The organism is Lentzea jiangxiensis (assembly GCF_900104175.1).
GTDB classification, from domain to species: domain Bacteria; phylum Actinomycetota; class Actinomycetes; order Mycobacteriales; family Pseudonocardiaceae; genus Lentzea; species Lentzea jiangxiensis.
This window is the reverse complement of record NZ_FNIX01000001.1, coordinates 68,964-85,267: the sequence shown is the minus strand read 5'-3', so window position 1 is coordinate 85,267 and position 16,304 is coordinate 68,964. Positions and strand designations below refer to the sequence as shown.

Annotated in this window: 18 protein-coding genes; 4 read left to right on the top strand and 14 right to left on the bottom strand. The window is 71.2% G+C overall.

The annotated features are described in order from the left end of the window. Positions 1–64 precede the first annotated feature (64 nt). The 3 genes from BLQ91_RS00480 (at position 65) to BLQ91_RS00470 (ending at position 2,797) form a co-directional block, all read left to right on the top strand. Positions 65–685: a sigma-70 family RNA polymerase sigma factor gene (locus BLQ91_RS00480; protein WP_090094590.1), complete on the top strand. Its 621-nt coding sequence runs from the start codon at positions 65–67 to the stop codon at positions 683–685. 138 nt (positions 686–823) lie between these two features. Next, positions 824–1,816, top strand: coding sequence for a DUF5667 domain-containing protein (locus BLQ91_RS00475; protein ID WP_090094589.1), 993 nt, complete (start codon positions 824–826; stop codon positions 1,814–1,816). 84 nt (positions 1,817–1,900) lie between these two features. After that, positions 1,901–2,797 carry an HAD family hydrolase gene (locus tag BLQ91_RS00470; protein ID WP_090094588.1) on the top strand — a complete coding sequence of 299 codons (897 nt, stop codon included), beginning with the start codon at positions 1,901–1,903 and terminating at the stop codon, positions 2,795–2,797. A 7-nt stretch (positions 2,798–2,804) separates the two neighbouring features. On the opposite strand, the gene BLQ91_RS00465 is transcribed toward BLQ91_RS00470, so the two are convergent. Further along, positions 2,805–3,467 carry an ArsR/SmtB family transcription factor gene (locus BLQ91_RS00465; protein ID WP_090094587.1) on the bottom strand — a complete coding sequence of 221 codons (663 nt, stop codon included), beginning with the start codon at positions 3,465–3,467 and terminating at the stop codon, positions 2,805–2,807. A 65-nt stretch (positions 3,468–3,532) separates the two neighbouring features. On the opposite strand from BLQ91_RS00465, the gene BLQ91_RS00460 reads away from it, so the two are divergent. Continuing rightward, complete coding sequence (locus BLQ91_RS00460; protein ID WP_090094586.1) at positions 3,533–4,807, top strand: isocitrate lyase/PEP mutase family protein; 1,275 nt, start codon at positions 3,533–3,535, stop codon at positions 4,805–4,807. Here BLQ91_RS00460 and BLQ91_RS00455 read toward each other — a convergent pair. From BLQ91_RS00455 to BLQ91_RS00395, 13 genes are all read right to left on the bottom strand, one after another. After that, a complete protein-coding gene (locus BLQ91_RS00455) occupies positions 4,776–5,735 on the bottom strand; it encodes a lysophospholipid acyltransferase family protein (protein ID WP_090094585.1) in 960 nt (319 codons plus the stop codon). The genes BLQ91_RS00460 and BLQ91_RS00455 overlap by 32 nt on opposite strands. Positions 5,736–5,750: 15 nt before the next feature. Then, complete coding sequence (locus BLQ91_RS00450) at positions 5,751–6,788, bottom strand: NAD-dependent epimerase/dehydratase family protein (RefSeq protein WP_090094584.1); 1,038 nt, start codon at positions 6,786–6,788, stop codon at positions 5,751–5,753. A gap of 270 nt (positions 6,789–7,058) precedes the next feature. Further along, entirely contained in the window at positions 7,059–7,160 is a 102-nt protein-coding gene (locus BLQ91_RS00445) for a 30S ribosomal protein bS22 (RefSeq protein ID WP_015105422.1), read from the bottom strand. Between the two features lie 120 nt (positions 7,161–7,280). After that, entirely contained in the window at positions 7,281–7,493 is a 213-nt protein-coding gene (locus tag BLQ91_RS00440) for a helix-turn-helix domain-containing protein (RefSeq protein ID WP_030477960.1), read from the bottom strand. Positions 7,494–7,628: 135 nt separating this feature from the next. Further along, positions 7,629–8,438, bottom strand: coding sequence for a pyrroline-5-carboxylate reductase (proC, locus tag BLQ91_RS00435; protein ID WP_090094583.1), 810 nt, complete (start codon positions 8,436–8,438; stop codon positions 7,629–7,631). A 10-nt stretch (positions 8,439–8,448) separates the two neighbouring features. Continuing rightward, positions 8,449–9,231: a thioesterase family protein gene (locus BLQ91_RS00430; RefSeq protein ID WP_090094582.1), complete on the bottom strand. Its 783-nt coding sequence runs from the start codon at positions 9,229–9,231 to the stop codon at positions 8,449–8,451. Further along, the gene (locus BLQ91_RS00425; protein WP_090094581.1) at positions 9,228–10,124 is read right to left on the bottom strand and encodes a proline dehydrogenase family protein; all 897 of its coding nucleotides are present in this window, start codon (positions 10,122–10,124) and stop codon (positions 9,228–9,230) included. Before BLQ91_RS00425 ends, BLQ91_RS00430 begins: the two co-directional genes overlap by 4 nt. A gap of 204 nt (positions 10,125–10,328) precedes the next feature. After that, on the bottom strand, positions 10,329–11,174 hold the full coding sequence (locus BLQ91_RS00420; RefSeq protein WP_090094580.1) for a sugar phosphate isomerase/epimerase family protein: 846 nt from the start codon (positions 11,172–11,174) through the stop codon (positions 10,329–10,331). Then, entirely contained in the window at positions 11,171–12,427 is a 1,257-nt protein-coding gene (locus BLQ91_RS40960) for a hypothetical protein (RefSeq protein WP_176959514.1), read from the bottom strand. The genes BLQ91_RS00420 and BLQ91_RS40960 overlap by 4 nt, the downstream gene beginning before the upstream one ends. After that, entirely contained in the window at positions 12,427–13,398 is a 972-nt protein-coding gene (locus BLQ91_RS00410) for a Ppx/GppA family phosphatase (RefSeq protein WP_090094579.1), read from the bottom strand. Before BLQ91_RS00410 ends, BLQ91_RS40960 begins: the two co-directional genes overlap by 1 nt. 27 nt (positions 13,399–13,425) lie before the next feature. After that, a complete protein-coding gene (locus BLQ91_RS00405; protein ID WP_090094578.1) occupies positions 13,426–14,106 on the bottom strand; it encodes a response regulator transcription factor in 681 nt (226 codons plus the stop codon). Next, on the bottom strand, positions 14,103–15,272 hold the full coding sequence (locus BLQ91_RS00400) for a sensor histidine kinase (RefSeq protein WP_176959513.1): 1,170 nt from the start codon (positions 15,270–15,272) through the stop codon (positions 14,103–14,105). Before BLQ91_RS00400 ends, BLQ91_RS00405 begins: the two co-directional genes overlap by 4 nt. 178 nt (positions 15,273–15,450) lie before the next feature. Beyond that, positions 15,451–16,197: a phosphoglyceromutase gene (locus tag BLQ91_RS00395; protein WP_090094577.1), complete on the bottom strand. Its 747-nt coding sequence runs from the start codon at positions 16,195–16,197 to the stop codon at positions 15,451–15,453. Between the last annotated feature and the right edge of the window lie 107 nt (positions 16,198–16,304).

Here is a 16,304-nt window from a genome sequence, read left to right as displayed (position 1 = left end):
CCTACTACGGAGTAACAACACGTATGCTGCCGCCACGGCGACTCTGTGGAGGTGCCGCGAGCCGATGACCGCGCGGGCACGACCGAACACGATCAGGACCACCCGGACCATGACGGGAGGTCAGCACGACAACGCCGCCGACGAGCCGTGGCAGCTCGTCAAGGCCGCCCAGGAGGGTGACACCGGGGCGTTCGGAGTGCTGTACGACAAGTACGTCGACATGGTGTTCCGCTATGTCCTCTTCCGAGTGGGCGGCGACCGCGCGTTCGCCGAGGACGTGACCAGCGAGACGTTCCTGCGCGCGCTGCGGAGCATCGGTTCGGTCAGCTACCAGGGCCGCGACGTCGGGGCGTGGTTCGTGACGATCGCCCGCAACATCGTGTTCGACCACGTGAAGTCGAGCCGCTACCGGCTCGAGGTCACCACCGCCGAGCTCCAGGACAACCGCGAGGAGACGAGCGGCCCGGAGCAGGAGGTCATGACCGAGGCGACCAACGCGGAGCTGCTCCGGTGCGTCTCACAGCTGGGTGACGACCAGCGCGAGTGCATCGTGCTGAGGTTCATCGAGGGCAAGTCGGTGTCCGAGGTCGCGCAGCTCATGGACCGCAACGAGGGCGCCGTGAAGGCGTTGCAACACCGGGCCGTGAGGCGGCTCGCGCAGATCCTCCCGTCGTGGTTGCGGTGATCGCGATCGCAGACGCGTAACCCAAAGCAGATCAACTTCGTTACTCGGGCTGAGATGGACGGCAAGGGAAGAACACCGCGGTGGCGGCAGGCAGAGCACGAGCGCTTCGCTCGTGCGGTTGAAGGCGGCCCTCAGCCGGTGGGCAACGACGACCTCGCCGAGGACCTGGCGATCGTCGAGCTGCTCAGGAAGATGGACGTCGGCCCGGACGCCGAGACGCGCGAACGCATGAAGCAGCGCGTCCTCACCGCGCCGCCCCCCGGGAAACCGCTGGCCGGCGCCTCGGTAAGACGGATGGGAGCGCGCGCACGACTGGCAGTCGCAGCGGCCGCGGTCCTGTGCTTGCTGTTGTCGCTCACCGGCATGAGCGTGCTGCTCAGCCGTGACGCGCTCCCGGGAGACCCGCTCTACGGCGTGAAGCGCACCACCGAAGGCGCCTCGCTCGGCCTGACCTTCGACGAGCAGGACCGAGCCCTCAAGCACCTGGAGTTCGCCGCCTCCCGGGTGACCGAGATGGAAACCCTGGCCGACCGCTCGTCGGAGGAGTCCGCGCAGCTCACGGCCCTCACCGACCTCGAAGCCGACGCCGTCGAGGGCTCCCGCCAGCTCACCACCTGGGCCACGACCTCCGACAGGACCGCGCTGCCCGCGCTCCGCGACTGGGCGCTCGGCCAGTACGAGAAGCTCGGCACCCTGCGCCCCCGCCTGTCCGGCGACGCGGGCGCGCACGCCGACACGACGATGTGGCTGCTGGCGAGCATCGCCCAGCGAGCCCACGACCTGGCCGCACGAACCGGCTGCGCCGCCGTGACGAGCGGTTCCTCGGACACGCTGGGCCCGCTGCCTGCCAAGGACGCGTGCGGCTCGGTCGTCACCGACCCGAGCACGTCACCGAGCAGCAGGCCGTCCTCGGCAGCGCCCCCCACCGCGGGCCGGCCCGTGCCGCCCGGCTCGGCGAACCCGTCGCCGGAGCCCACGCAGTCGGTGGCACCCGGCACCTCGGCCGCCCCCACCTCGAAGCCGGGCAGCACCCCCGGGCCGTCGACCACCAAGCCGGAGATCACGATCCCGCTCCCGCTGCCCCTGCCGAGCATCTCGCTGCCGCTGCTGCCGGGGATCAGCTTCGGCTGAGCACCGCACACCGGTCACGACGCGCCCGAGTCGTTCTGGACCAGCTCTGAGCAGGTTCGCCGGGCTGATCGCTAGGCTTGTGACATGGCAGGCAAGCGTGACGTGGAGAGCGACCGGCTGGCCGAACTAGCCGGCGAGGCATCGGCAGACGCGGCGATCCAGGCCGCCGCGATGGCGCCGGAGCTCGAAGCGTCCCTGACGGTCCCGCCTGACCTGACCGCCGCGGCCTTCTTCGACGTGGACAACACGATGATGATGGGCGCCTCGATCTTCCACTTCGCCCGGGGCCTCGCCGCGCGCAAGTACTTCTCCACCTCCGACCTGGCAGGCTTCATCTGGCAGCAGCTGAAGTTCCGGGTGGGCGGCCGGGAGGACCCGGAGTCCGTCAAGGCCTCCCGCGAACAGGCGCTGTCGTTCGTCTCGGGCCGCAGCGTCGGCGAGCTCGTCTCGCTCGGCGAGGAGATCTACGACGAACTGATGGCCGACCGCATCTGGAAGGGCACGCAAGCCCTGGCCCAGATGCACCTCGACGCGGGCCAACGCGTCTGGCTGGTGACCGCCACCCCGGTGGAGCTCGCCCAGATCATCGCCCGCCGCCTCGGCCTGACCGGCGCCCTGGGCACGGTCTCCGAATCGGAGAACGGCATCTACACGGGCCGCCTGGTCGGCGACCTCCTGCACGGCAAGGCCAAGGCCCAGGCAGTCCGCTCCCTGGCCGCCAAGGAAGGCCTCGACCTGCGCCGCTGCACCGCCTACTCGGACTCGTCGAACGACGTCCCGATGCTCTCCGTCGTGGGCACGGCGGTGGCCGTCAACCCGGACTCGCAACTCCGCGAGGTCTCCCGCCGCAAGGGCTGGGAGATCCGCGACTTCCGCACGGGCCGCAAGGCGGCCAAGATCGGCGTCCCGTCGGTGCTGGGCGCCGGGGTGGTGGCAGGCGCCGTGGCGGCAACCCTGGCGTACCGCCGCCGCGTGAAGTAGCGGCAGCTCATGCGGCCGGCACACCCGGCAGGCCGAGCGCCCGCCACCCCTGCTCCCCCTCCGTGGTGAGCACGACGGCCCTCGACGTGCCGATCCGGCGGATCCAACCGCGTTCGAAGAACATCGCGCAGAGGAACGCCCCGGCGGCACCGGCGAGGTGCGGAACGCGCTCAGTCCAGTCGAGGCAGGCACGGCTGCGTCGGCGCTCGCCCGGGTCGAAGCCGAGCTTCTCCAGCCAGACCTCACCCGGCTCGGTGATGGCGAGGTCAGCGGAGACCACGCCGAGGTCTCCCAGCCCGCTCCTCAGCGCAACCCCGAGCCGACCGGCGAGGTGGTCGTAGCAGGTCCGCCCCCGCGCCATCGCCTCCGACACCGCGGCCGCCCGCAACCCGCGGGGCGGCACCCGCGGCCCGAACGCCGCCATCGCCTCCAGCAGCTCGGCGACGTGCGGCCCGGCCAGCGCCACGTACCGATGGCGTCCCTGCCGGTGCTCGACCAGCAGACCGCCCTCGACCAGCCGGGTCAGGTGCTCGCTGACGGTCGAGGCCGCCACCCCCGCGTGCAGGGCCAGCTCACGCGACGTCCAGGCCCTCCCGTCCAGCAGTGCCCAGCACATGGCGGCACGGGTCGAGTCCGCGAGCAGTCCGGCCACCCCGGCGAGTCCTTCCACGGGCCCATTCTGCGACCGGAACACTTCGGCCGGCGCCGAACCGTCCAGCCCCTAGCGTCGTCGGCATGAGCGAAGAGCTGCTGCTGCCGGTCCCGCCGGTGCCGCCAGGAGACGCCGGGGTGGCCTGGCTCAGGTCGTCCGCGGTCAGGTTCAGCAACGGCGCCGAGCACGTCCGCCGACGTGCTCTGACCGAGCGGCTGCTGGACGGCGTCCACGTCACCACCCTCGACGAGCTCGCCGCCGCGCTCGGCCTGCCGGGTTCGCTGGACGACATCGCCGCGATCGCCCCGAGCTACCAGCCCCACGAGCCGATCACCGCGGCGGCCGACGCCGCCGTCGAACGCCTGGCCGGTTCCCACGGCGAGGAGGCGGCGGCCCGGATCGTGCTGCTCGTCCAGGCGTGGGCCGCCACGCACGCCCTCGCCGACCGCCTGCGCACCGGCGACCCCGCGCCGCCGGTGCCGGTCACGCGCAGGCAGACGCCCCGGGGCGTCGTCGAGGTCAGCCTCGCGCACCACCCGTTCGGCCACGGCCCGCACGCCTGCCCCGGACGGCGCCTGGCCACCCGGATCGCCAAGAACATGGCGTTCAGGGCCCTGCACCACCAGGCGGAACCGCTGGTCCTCCCCAACGCCTGGGACCACTCCTCCGCCGTCGCCCTGCACGCCGCCGGCTTCCGGGCGGTCGGCACCACGAGCCTCGGCGTCGCCGCCGCCCACGGGATCGAGGACGGGGCGGGGCTCGCGGGAGATCAGACCGTCGCGCTCGCGCGGCTGCTCGCGGACCTGCCGTTCCCCGTCACCGCGGATCTGGAGTCGGGTTTCGGCGCGCCACCGGACGAGGTCGCCGACCTCGTCGCGAGCCTGGGCGTCGCGGGCGTGAACCTGGAGGACGGCCGCCCGCACGGCCTCGCCACCCCGCAGGAGCAGGCGCAGCTCATCTCAGCCGTCAAAGAACGCGCACCGGGCGTCTTCCTCAACGCCCGCATCGACACCCACTGGCTCGGCATCGCCCTGAACGAGACCGAGGAGCGCGCACGCCGCTATGTCGACGCCGGCGCTGACGGCATCTTCGTCGCGGGCCTGACCGACCCGCGCGACATCGAGAGGCTCGCCGCGCTGGCCCCGCTGAACGTGCTGGCCCAGCAGCGCACGCCGAAGGAGCTCGGCGATCTCGGCGTGAAGCGGATCAGCACCGGATCACTGCTGTTCCGGGCAGCCCTGCACCACACCGTCGCGACCGCGCGGGCAGTTCGCGACGGCGCACCCGCGCCGCAGGCGTTCGGCTACGCCGAGGTGCAGGACCTGATCAGCCGAGGAACACGTTCCGACGCTGGGTGAGCAGCCGGTACAGGGTCTGCTGGATCGTCTCGCGCACCTGGTCGGTGAGGTTGAACACCAGCATCGGGTCGTCGGCCGCGTTCTCGCCGAAGACGTCGGTGCGGATCGGCTCGCCGAACTCGATGTACCACTTCGACGGCAGCGGGATGGCGCCCAGCGGCCCGAGCAGCGGGAAGAACGGCGTCACCGGGAAGTACGGGAAGCCCAGCAGCCTCGCCAGCGCCTTGATGTCGCCGATCATCGGGTAGATCTCCTCGGCCCCGACGATCGAGACCGGGATGATCGGCACGCCGGTCTTGAGCGCCGCCGACACGAAGCCGCCGCGGCCGAAGCGCTGCAGCTTGTAGCGGTCCTTGAACGGCTTGCCGATGCCCTTGAAGCCCTCCGGCCACACGCCGACGAGCTCACCGGACGACAGCAGGCGCTCGGCGTCGGCGTTGCAGGCGAGCGTCTGGCCGCCCTTGCGGGCCAGGGCGCCGAGCACCGGCGTGCGGAACACCAGGTCCGCGCCGAGGCCGCGCAGGGGCCGGTGCGCCGGGTGCTCGGACGCGATGCCGTACGCGGTCATCAGGGCGTCGAGCGGCACCGTGCCGGAGTGGTTCGCCACGATCAGCGCGCCGCCCGCCATCGGGACGTTGTTCAGGCCGATCGTCTCGACGCGGAACCACTTCTCGTACAGCGGCTTCAGCGGCGGCATCAGCACGTTCTCGGTGAGGTCGCGGTCGAAGCCGAACTCGTCGACCTCGTAGTCGCCCGCGAGCCGCCTGCGCGCGAACGCCAGCAGGTCGGTCAGCCTGCGTTCCCAGTCCGGTGTCGCGGACTGCTGCTGCTCCGGTTCGGGAACCACCTCGACGTGGCGCGCTCTGCGCGCGGCGTCGCGTTCCGGGTCGTGCAGCGGGATAACGCGTGCTCCTGCCACTGCGTTCATCTCCTCAAAGCAAGATCAGCGGAAACGGGCGGCCACGTCGAGGATTCCCCGTTCCGCGGCCGCAACCGTCTCCGGGTCGACGAGCGGCTTCAGGCCCCGCCCGTTCACGTAGTCGTCGAACGCCTGCTGGGTGGTCCACCGCGGCGTGAACCCGAACTCCTTCTTCAGCAGGGTCGTGTCGACCACGCGCCCCCAGTTGAGGAACCTCATCTGGTCGGGCGAGAAGTCGACGAGCCGGGCGCTCCGGAAGAAGCCGCCGACCGTGGGCACGGCGGAGCTGGGCACCGGCAGGTTCAGCCTGCCCGCCCGGCGGATCGCCTGCGACAGCAGCAGCACGCCGTCGCCGCCCACGTTGTAGACACCGGGCAGGTCGTGCATCGTCGCGCGCTCCAGGACCGCCAGGGCGTCCTCGGAGTGCAGCAGCTGCACGCGGGCGTCGTAGCCCAGCACCGTGGGCACGACCGGGAGGGCGAAGTAGCGGGTCAGCACCGTGTCGATGCGCGGCCCGATGAAGTTCGTGAAGCGCAGCGTGGTGACGTTCACGTCCGGCCTGCGGCGGCCGAACCCGCGCACGTACCCCTCGACCTCCACCGCGTCCTTGGCGTAGCCGGACGACGGCAGGTCCTTCGGGCTCATGTCCTCGGTGAACACCGCCGGGTCGCGGCTGCTGGAGCCGTAGACGGCGCTGGTGGACTTCACGACGAGCTTGCGCACCTTGGGCGACTTCTGGCACGCGGCCAGCAGTTGCATGGTGCCGATGACGTTCATCTCCTTCATCACCGTGCGACCGGTGGGCCCGGCCGGGTTGGCGGTGACGGAGGCGTGGACGACCGTGTCCACGTTCGCGGTGGAGATGACCTTCGCGATCAGCGGGTTGCGGATGTCGGCCCGCACGAACTCCGCCCTGCCCATCCGGCGCAGCAGGTCGCGCGGCGGCGGCTCGGTGTCCACGCCGAGCACGCGCTCGACGTCCGGGTTCGCGGCGAAGCGCGCGGCGAGGTGGCCGCCGAGGAAGCGGCTGACTCCGGTGACGAGGACGACCTTGGGCGTCATGCGACTCCAAGCACGAAGGGCGGTGCGATTGGTCGATGCTACAGACCGGATCGGAAACCGGAGGGGGCCGGAACGCCGTCTTGACGCAGGTCACGCGGGCTCACAGGCCAATCACCCGAACGGCGGCCCAGTTCCCGCGGTGTGCCGCCCCGTCCCACGCGGTGACATCCGGATCGGCGCAAACACCCGATCAGGGGGTGGGGCCGGAGAAACGCAACCGCCGCCGGTCTCCTCCGAGAGGAGGCCGGCGGCGGCAGAGCGCACGCGGGCTTACTTGCCGCGCTTCCTGCGCTGGACCCTGGTCTTGCGCAGCAGCTTGCGGTGCTTCTTCTTCGACATGCGCTTGCGGCGCTTCTTGATGACCGAGCCCATGCGGGTTCCTTCGCTCTAGACGTTGCTTTGACTGGCGCGCCCCAGCCTTGGCCGTGTCAAGCACGGCGCGCCGGTAAGCACGATCGGCCTACCAGTCTACCCGGCGGGGTTCACCGGCCTTCAGCCAGCGTCGAAGTACGCGTTCTCCAGGTAGGCGTGGACCGCCTTCTCGGGCACCCGGAACGACTTGCCGACCCGCACCGCGGGCAGCTCGCCGGAGTGCACCAGGCGGTACACGGTCATCTTGGAGACCCGCATCATCGAGGCCACTTCAGCCACGGTCAGGAACTGCACCTGAGCGAGACCTGTTCGTTCGTTCTCCTTCGCAGGCATACATCACCGCATCCTTCGACACGTGTCGTGCCGTCGGTCTTCCCCACCGACGGTTCGACACGCACGTGCTGCCCTGAGAGTAGCGGGACTGGTGTGGCTCCTGCGACGGCCAAGTGGCGCCGGGCCTCACTTCGGTCAGTCCTCGTGCTGCCGACCCAGCTCGACGGACCGGTCGCGGGCGCTCTCGATGGCCGCGAGCAGGGCCGCCCGGACGCCGTGCTTCTCGAGCTCGCGGATCGCCATGATGGTCGTGCCGGCGGGCGACGTGACGGCCTCGCGCAGGATCACCGGGTGGCTCGTGCCCTCGGCGAGCATCGTCGCGGCGCCCACCGCCGACTGGATGATGAGCTGGGAGGCCAGGTCACGCGGGATGCCGAGCAGGATGCCGGCGTCGATCATCGCCTCGACCAGGAAGAAGAAGTACGCGGGACCGGACCCCGACAGCGCCGTCACCGCGTCCTGCTGCGACTCCGGCACCACCGCGACCTTGCCCACGGTCGACAGCAGCTCCTCGACGACCTTGAGGTGCTCGGCCGTCGCGTTGGACCCGCCGGAGACCGCGCTCATCGCCTCACCGACGACCATCGGCGTGTTCGGCATGACCCGCACCACCGGCGTGCCCGCGGGCAGCCTGCGCTCGTACAGGGCCGTCGGCAGACCCGCGCACAACGACACGATGAGCGTTCCCGGACGCAGCACCGGCGACAGTTCGGTGAGCAGCGGCTCGATGTCCTGCGGCTTGACCGCCACGACCAGCACGTCGGCCCGGGCGGCCGCGCCCGCGACCGTGACGGCCTCGAACCCGTACTGCTCGGTCAGCGACCGGGCCCGGGACTCGTGCTTCTCCGTGAACATCAGATCGGCGGCCGCGCGGCCGCCCTGCAGGAGCCCGGACAGCAGCGCCTCACCGATCTTGCCCGCGCCGAGCACCGCGATCTTCGTCATCGGTCAAGTCTCACACAGCGGGTGACAGCGCCAGCTGCCGTGCCTGGCACACCAGCCGCCCGGCCGAGTCGATGACCGTGGCGTCCTCGTCGAACCACTGCCCGTGCACCGCCTGGCAGCTGACGTGGATGCGCAGCCACCCCGGCGCGGGCCGCGCGCGCAGCAGCGCCGTCAGCTGCACCGTCGGCGACCACCCGAAGCGCCCGAGGTTGAACGTCACCGGCATCGACAGGTCCCCGGCGACCAGCGCGAAGTACGGGTCCGGCTGCTCGTCGACCGGCCGCGCCCACAGCTTGAACGTCAGCGGCCCGTCCGTGCGCCGGTCGAGGAACGACGCCGACTCCCGGTCCACCCGCAGGTCGCAGAGGGAGCCCACCTTGTAGGCACCGCCGGTCGGGAACGTGCCCAGCTCCACCGCACCGGCCGGCGGCGCGGCGGGCATCGCCGGCAGGTTCACGTAGTCGGCCCGGTGCTCGGGGATGCGCCCGGTCGTCACCGACGCCTCGACGCACACCTGCCCGCGCTGCTCCAGCGACACCGCGATGACCGTCGCCGTCCGCCCCGCCTTGCGCACGTCGGTGCGGACGAGCACCGGCCCCACCTCGGGAGCCCGCAGGAACTGCGCGGACACGGCCAACGGCTCCGCATCGACCACCTGGGCGGCCGCACGCGTCATCACCGCCAGCAGGAACCCGCCGTGGGGCTTGGGGCCGACGGTCCACTCGGCGGGCAGGGACGCGGTGAACGTTCCGTCACCGAGAGACCGGACCGCGCTGAACTTGGAGAAGGTCATGAGCGGCTGGCCAGCGACCGCAGGAAGAAAGTCACGTTGGCAGGCCGTTCCGCAAGTCGCCGCATGAGATATCCGTACCACTGCTCGCCGTAGGGGACATAAACGCGGGTGCCGAGACGCTTCTGCTCCTCGGGCCGGATGCCGTACAGCATCTGGTACTCGAAGTCCGTTTTGCCGTACCAGCGGGCCCGCTCGCCGATGATCTCGACCAGCCTCGGGTCGTGCGTGGCGAACATCGGGTACCCCTCGCCCGCCAGCAGGACGTTCGCGCACCGCACGTAGTTCAGGTCGACCTCGTGCGGGTCCTGGACCGCCACCTCGGGAGGCTCCGCGTAGGCGCCCTTGACCAGCCTGACCCTGCTCCCGGCCCCGGACAGCTCCCGGCAGTCGTCGAGCGTCCGGTGCAGGTACGTCTGCAGCACCGCCCCCACCCACGGCCAGGTGCGCCGCAGTTCGCGCAGCACCCGCAACGTCGAGTCGGTGGTGGTGTGGTCCTCCATGTCGAGCGTGACGGTCGTCCCGCACTGCTCGGCGGCGGCGCAGATCCGGGAGGCGTTCGTCAGCGCGAGGGCCTCGTCGAGCGACTGCCCGACCGCGGACAACTTGACGCTCACCTCCGCGTCCCCGGCCAACCCGGCGGCGTGCAGGGCGTCGAGAAGCTCCAGGTACGCCTGAACGGTCTTCTCGGCCTGCGCCTTGTCCGTGGTGTCCTCACCGAGGTAGTCCAGCGTCACCGGCAGCCCAAGACCCCGCACGACCTCGACAGCGTCCTTCGTGCTCTCACCAGCCACGAACCGCTTCACGACGTCACGACTGATGGGCGCGTTGGCGACGAGGTGCCGAACCGTCTCGTTGCGAGACGCGGCCATGATCAACGCTCGCAGCGGGTCCACACCACGAACCCTAACTCGCCAGTCGACTTACCGGCGGCGGGGACTCACTTCGCCTGGCGGGACGACGCGCAGCGAGCCGGATGAACCCGACGCCGCCGGGCTTCGTCCCGACCTGGAGAACCACCCTCGCAAGGCGACCCGACCGCGCCGGCGCAACCCCCCGCTGGAACCGCAGCCAACGCAGGCCGACCGGCGACTCGCGCGTCAGCGGGAAATCCCGGGCCGGGCCTTCCCGGCCCCACCCTCGGCAGCCCAGTCCAGGTGCAGCCGGGCGAACAACAACGACTCGGCCAGCATCTCCCGCCGAGCGTCCACGGACCCGGCCCGCCGGGTGTTGACCTCCAGCACGACCTGCCCGTCGAACCCGCCCCGCGCCAGCATCTCGCAGAGCTCCGCACAGGGCTGGGTCCCGCGTCCCGGCACCATGTGCTCGTCCTTCGGCGCACCGGAGCCGTCGGCGAGGTGGACGTGCCGCAGCCCGTCCCCCATCCGCTTCGCCAGCTCCAGGGCGTCCATGTGGGCCGCGGCGGAGTGCGACAGGTCGAGCGTGTAGTTGCGGTGTCCCACGTCGGTCGGGTCGACCGACGGCTTGAAGGCGTTCATCTCCACCGAGCGACCGCGGCCCAGGGGTCGCTTCACCGGGAACATGTTCTCCACGGCGATCGCGATGCCGCTCTCGTCCTCCAGCGACGAGACCAGCTCGGCGAAGCCGTCCGCGTACTTGCGCTGCCACCGGAACGGCGGGTGCAGGACCACGGTCGGCGCCCCCAGGTCCGCCGCCGCCGAAACAGCCCGGCGCAGGCGCTCGGCCGGGTCCGGTGACCACACGCGCTGCGAGATCAGCAGGCAGGGCGCGTGCACGGCGAGCACCGGCATGCCCGTCCGGGACGACAGGCGGTCGACCGCGCGGATGTCCTGCGACACCGGGTCGGCCCACACCATCAGCTCGACGCCGTCGTAGCCCAGTTCGGACGCGATGTCGAACGCCGCTCCGGCGGGCTGCGGGTAGACCGACGCCGTGGAGAGCCCGACCGGGACGCGGGCGGTCAACTCTTCACCAGCAGCATCGCCGCTGGTGAGACTGTCACGATGAGGCCGACGAGCACGGCCAGGACGGTGGTCTGCAGATCGTCCGCTCGGCGGATCTTTCGCACCAGCAACACCAGGCCCACGGTAACGAAAAGCGCCACCACGAGTGCGGCGGCGGGAAGCGAGCGCCACAGGTAGTTGAAGGCGAGCCACAGACCGGCGCCGCCGAGCACGCCGACGGCGAGCTGGCCGATCATGACCAGCCACTCCTTGCCGGCCGACCGCGGTTCGGCTTCGGCGAGCTCCTCCGCCTCACCGGCGTCGTCGAGCCCGGCGGGACCCTCGTCGTCGTCCTCGGCGTCGTCGTCGGCGAGGTGGTCGTCCTCGGCGCGGTAGGCGGCGTACTCCTGCGAGTCGTCGTCCACGTACGGGCCGGGGTGCGCCGCGGTCGACTCCATCGGCGCCATCGACAGGTCGGTGTGGACGTTCGGGTCGTCGTCGTCGCCGAACCAGGCGTCGGGCTGGTTGCCCGGCAACGGCTCCGGCAGCTTCGGCGGGGCGGGCGGCACGATCAGCACGGACTCGGTCTCGAGCGCGGCGATCTTGTCCACGGGCGCCTTCGCCGGGATGCGCGGGAGCTGCTCGGTCATCGCCTCGCGCGGCGGGCCGGGGACCGGCACCTGCACGGACGGCGGCACCGGCTGCGGCCTGGTGATGTCCGTCCGCGACGCGGGGCCCTGGTCGAGCCGCGCCTCGAGGCGGCCCGCGTCCGGGCGCGGCATGTCCGAGCGCGACGGCTGGTCGCGGACCTGCGGCACCTGCCGGGTCTGCTCGGTGGCCGCCGGGGGCGGTGGCACCGGTGCCGCGGGCTGGGGCGCGGGCGGGGCGGGCTGCGGCGGGGCCGGTCTGCGGACCTGCGGCGGCTGCGCCGGCGGCACCGGCAGTTGCTGCGAGGGCTGCGGCGCGGCCTGCGGTTTCGGCGGGTACGCGGTGCGGTCGACGACCGGCGGGGCGGCGGGCGCCGTCGGTTCGGGTGCGGCGCGACGGCCGGTCGGTGCGACGGCGTCGTCGCGGATCGCCATCAGCCGGCCGCTGTCGGACAGGACCCGCTCGATGATCGTCTGGGGTGCGGTCTCCGGCTGCTGGACGTCGTCCTCTTCGTCCGCAGACCGGCGGCGTCGCCGACGTGGCGCGCTCTCCGCGCTGCCCCCGTACTGGGCGAGCAGCTCAGCGACCGTGCGCTGCGTCTGGTCGGATCCGCTCTCTCGACTCATCAACTCCACCGTGCCCCGGTCAGGCCAGCATCGTTCTGGTCCGTCCCATCAGTGTGGTCCAGCCGCCGGAGGATGACACCCTCCCGGAGCGCCCACGGGCAAATCTCCAGCTGCGTGAGTGACAGGGCTCGCATCGTTGCCTCCGCGACCAGCGCGCCCGCCAGGAGCTGGTGGGCGCGCGAGGTGCTCACGCCTTCCAGCTCGGCGAGGTCGCCGGCCGACATCCGGGAAATGAACGCGATCAGCTGCCGCAGGCCCGCGTCGGTGAGCACCCGGCGCGCCCTGGGACCGGCAGACGATGGCGCGGCCCCGGTGAGCCGCGCCAGCGTTCGGAAGGTTTTCGAGGTCGCAACCACTCGATCGGGTTCACCCGCGCGTTTGAGCTTCCGCGCCACGGGCGCGAGCTGCTCGGCGAGCCAGTCGGTGGTCTCGCGGACCTCCGAGCGCCGGGGCGGGTCCTTGCGGAACCTGGTCCTGGTGAGCCTGCCCGCGCCGAGCGGCACGGAGAAGGCCAGGTCGGGGTTCTCGTCCCGACCGACGGCGAGCTCGAGCGAGCCGCCGCCGATGTCGAGGCAGAGCAACTTGCCCGCGGACCAGCCGTACCAGCGGCGGACCGCGAGGAAGGTGTACTTCGCCTCGTCCTCGCCGGACAGGACCTTGAGGTCGACCCCGGTCTCGGTGCGCACCCGGTCGAGCACCTCGGCGGAGTTGCCCGCCTCGCGCACCGCCGAGGTCGCGAACGCCATCAGGTCCTCGCAGCCGGACCGCTTGGCCGACGCCTTCGCGGCGGCCACGGCACGGACGAGCTGGTCAGCACCCGCTTTGGATAGCTGACCGGAGCCGTCCAACTGCTCGGCGAGACGAAGGATCGTCTTCTCGGACGTCATGGGGATGGGGTGGGCACCACGATGCGCGTCCACCACCAAGAGGTGGACGGTGTTGGAACCCACGTCGAGAACGCCCAGGCGCACGCCGGAAACGGTACCTGGTCGTGTCCGTCAGGACTCGAACTTGTAACCCAGACCCCTCACGGTCACCAGGTGCCGCGGTGCCGACGGGTCCGGTTCGATCTTCGAGCGCAGCCTCTTGACGTGCACGTCCAGCGTTTTCGTATCCCCCACGTAGTCCGCTCCCCACACGCGGTCGATCAGCTGGCCCCTGGTCAGGACGCGGCCGACGTTGCGCAGCAGGTACTCCAGGAGGTCGAACTCCTTGAGCGGGAGGCTGATGTCCTGGCCGCCTGCGGTGACGACGTGGCGTTCCACGTCCATCCGCACCGGGCCGGCCTCGAGGATCTGCGGCAGCAGGTCCTCGGACTCACCGCCGCGGCGCAGCACCGCGCGGATGCGGGCGATGAGCTCGCGGGCCGAGTAGGGCTTGGTGACGTAGTCGTCCGCGCCCAGCTCCAGGCCGACGACCTTGTCGATCTCGCTGTCGCGCGCCGTCACCATGATCACGGGGACGGCGGAGCGCTGGCGCAGCTGCTTGCAGACGTCCGTGCCGCTCATGCCGGGCAGCATCAGGTCGAGCAGCACGATGTCGGCGCCGTTGCGGTCGAACTCCTCGAGCGCCTCCTGGCCGGTGGCGGCGAGCGCCGCGGTGAACCCCTCCTTGCGCAGCAGGAAGGCGAGCGGATCGGCGAAGGACTCCTCGTCCTCCACGATGAGCACCCTGGTCACAGCTCTCCTCCTGGCTCACCCGTGCCAGTCGGCACGAGAGTCGGGTTCGGTTCGGTCGCCGCGGCGGGAATCCGCAGCGTGAAGGTGGAACCCGTTCCTGGCAGGCTCCACAGCTTCACCTCACCGCCGTGGTTGGCGGCGACGTGCTTGACGATCGCGAGCCCCAGCCCGGTGCCCCCGGTGGCGCGCGAACGGGCCTTGTCGACGCGGTAGAAGCGCTCGAAGACGCGGATCTGCTGGTCCTCGGCGATGCCGATGCCGCGGTCGGTCACGGCGATCTCGACGTACCCGTCCACCAGCCGGCGGCTGACGCTCACGGGGCTGCCGGGCGGCGAGTAGGCGACGGCGTTGTCCAGCAGGTTCGTCAGCGCCGTGACCAGCAACGACCGGTCGCCCGGCACGATGAACCCGCTCGGCTCGTCGGTGGTGATGGTGATGTTGGCCGACTCGGCGGCGAGCTTCGAGCGCGACAGGGCCTCGTTGACCACGACGTCGATCTCGGTGTCGGACAGCTCCGGCAGCTTCTCCGCGCCCTGCAGCCGCGACAGCGCGATCAGCTCGGTGACGAGCGTGCCGAGGCGCGTGGCCTCCTGCATGATCTTCGCGCTGAACCGGCGGACCTCGTCCTGGTCGTCGCTCGCGTCCAGCACGGCCTCCGCGAGCAGCGCCAACGCGCCGACGGGGGTCTTCAGCTCGTGGCTGACGTTCGCCACGAAGTCGCGCCGGGTCTTCTCCAGCCGCACCGACTCCGACTCGTCCGTGGCGTCCACGACCGTGAAGTCCTCGATGAGCAGGCGGACCTCGGCGTGCACGGCCTCCGGCTGCCGTCCCGAACGGCCTTCCAGCGGCGAGAGGTCGACGTACACGACCTCGTTGCTGTTGCGGACGCCTTCGGCGGCCTTGCGCGCACGGTCGTCGACGCGGTTGTTGCGGACGATCCCGAGCTCTTCGGCACGGGGGTTGTGCAGCACCACGTCGCCGAAGTGGTTGAGCACCACGATGCCGTCGTGGGAGTCGTGGACGATCTGCTGGATCAGGTCGGCGACCGTGAGGCCTTCCGGCTTCCCGGGTCGCCTTGGTGCGGTGAACCGGCCGACGAGGAAAGCGGCCATCGCGCCGATGAGCGCGAGGCCGATCGACACAGCGAGGTAACCCGTTGTGGTCACGAGGCGAATGGTAAGCAGCTCAGAGGTGTCCTGGCCTAGTGCGGAAGCGTGAACCGTGATACCCGCGACACCTCAGTGGACGGTTGTTCCGCGCCTGGTCAGACCTTGTTCACCCAACCGTGTCCTAAGACGCGGAAAGGCGCACCCGGCGTCCGGGTGCGCCTTTCTCGGAACGCGGTTATCGACCCTGGTTCGCGACCGCCGCGATGGCGTCCTTCGCCGCGTCCGGGTCGAGGTACTCGCCGCCCGGCTTGATCGGCTTGAGGTCCTCGTCGAGGTCGTAGCGCAGCGGGATGCCCGTGGGGATGTTGAGCCCCGCGATGGCCTCGTCGGAGATGCCGTCGAGGTGCTTCACGAGCGCGCGCAGCGAGTTGCCGTGCGCGGCCACGAGAACCGTCTTGCCCGTGCGCAGGTCCGGCACGATCGCCTCGTCCCAGTACGGGAGCATGCGCTTCACGACGTCGAGCAGGCACTCGGTCAGCGGCAGGTCGGGGCCGAGGCCCGCGTAGCGCGGGTCGGTGTCCTGGCTGAACTCGCTGCCGGGCTCGATGGGCGGCGGCGGGGTGTCGTAGGAGCGGCGCCAGAGCATGAACTGCTCCTCGCCGAACTCCTCCAGCGTCTGCTTCTTGTTCTTGCCCTGCAACGCGCCGTAGTGGCGCTCGTTCAGGCGCCAGTCGCGGCGGACCGGGATCCAGTGCCGGTCGGCGGCGTCGAGCGCCAGGTTCGCGGTCATGATCGCCCGGCGCATCAGGCTGGTGTGCAGGACCTCCGGCAGCACACCCGCCTCGCGCAGCAGCTGACCGCCGCGACGGGCCTCCTTCTCGCCCTTCTCCGACAGGGGAACGTCCACCCAGCCGGTGAACAGGTTCTCCGCGTTCCACGTGCTCTCGCCGTGGCGGAGCAGCACCAAGGTTCCGACAGACATGCCGGTTAGCCTGCCATGCCGCCCCTCCCGGCGTACCCCGGCAGGTCGTCGTGCCCCACGGCGAACGCCCCCGGCGGTGGTCCCGCCGGGGGCGTGCACCGAACGGA

Bases quoted from the DNA above. Each gene is read 5' to 3' on its own strand.
- BLQ91_RS00480 (WP_090094590.1), top strand. From the start codon at position 65: ATGACCGCGCGGGCACGACCGAACACGATCAGGACCACCCGGACCATG.
- BLQ91_RS00470 (WP_090094588.1), top strand. From the start codon at position 1,901: ATGGCAGGCAAGCGTGACGTGGAGAGCGACCGGCTGGCCGAACTAGCC.
- BLQ91_RS00460 (WP_090094586.1), top strand. From the start codon at position 3,533: ATGAGCGAAGAGCTGCTGCTGCCGGTCCCGCCGGTGCCGCCAGGAGAC.
- BLQ91_RS00455 (WP_090094585.1), bottom strand. From the start codon at position 5,735: ATGAACGCAGTGGCAGGAGCACGCGTTATCCCGCTGCACGACCCGGAA.
- BLQ91_RS00450 (WP_090094584.1), bottom strand. From the start codon at position 6,788: ATGACGCCCAAGGTCGTCCTCGTCACCGGAGTCAGCCGCTTCCTCGGC.
- BLQ91_RS00445 (WP_015105422.1), bottom strand. From the start codon at position 7,160: ATGGGCTCGGTCATCAAGAAGCGCCGCAAGCGCATGTCGAAGAAGAAG.
- BLQ91_RS00440 (WP_030477960.1), bottom strand. From the start codon at position 7,493: ATGCCTGCGAAGGAGAACGAACGAACAGGTCTCGCTCAGGTGCAGTTC.
- proC (WP_090094583.1), bottom strand. From the start codon at position 8,438: ATGACGAAGATCGCGGTGCTCGGCGCGGGCAAGATCGGTGAGGCGCTG.
- BLQ91_RS00430 (WP_090094582.1), bottom strand. From the start codon at position 9,231: ATGACCTTCTCCAAGTTCAGCGCGGTCCGGTCTCTCGGTGACGGAACG.
- BLQ91_RS40960 (WP_176959514.1), bottom strand. From the start codon at position 12,427: ATGAGTCGAGAGAGCGGATCCGACCAGACGCAGCGCACGGTCGCTGAG.
- BLQ91_RS00395 (WP_090094577.1), bottom strand. From the start codon at position 16,197: ATGTCTGTCGGAACCTTGGTGCTGCTCCGCCACGGCGAGAGCACGTGG.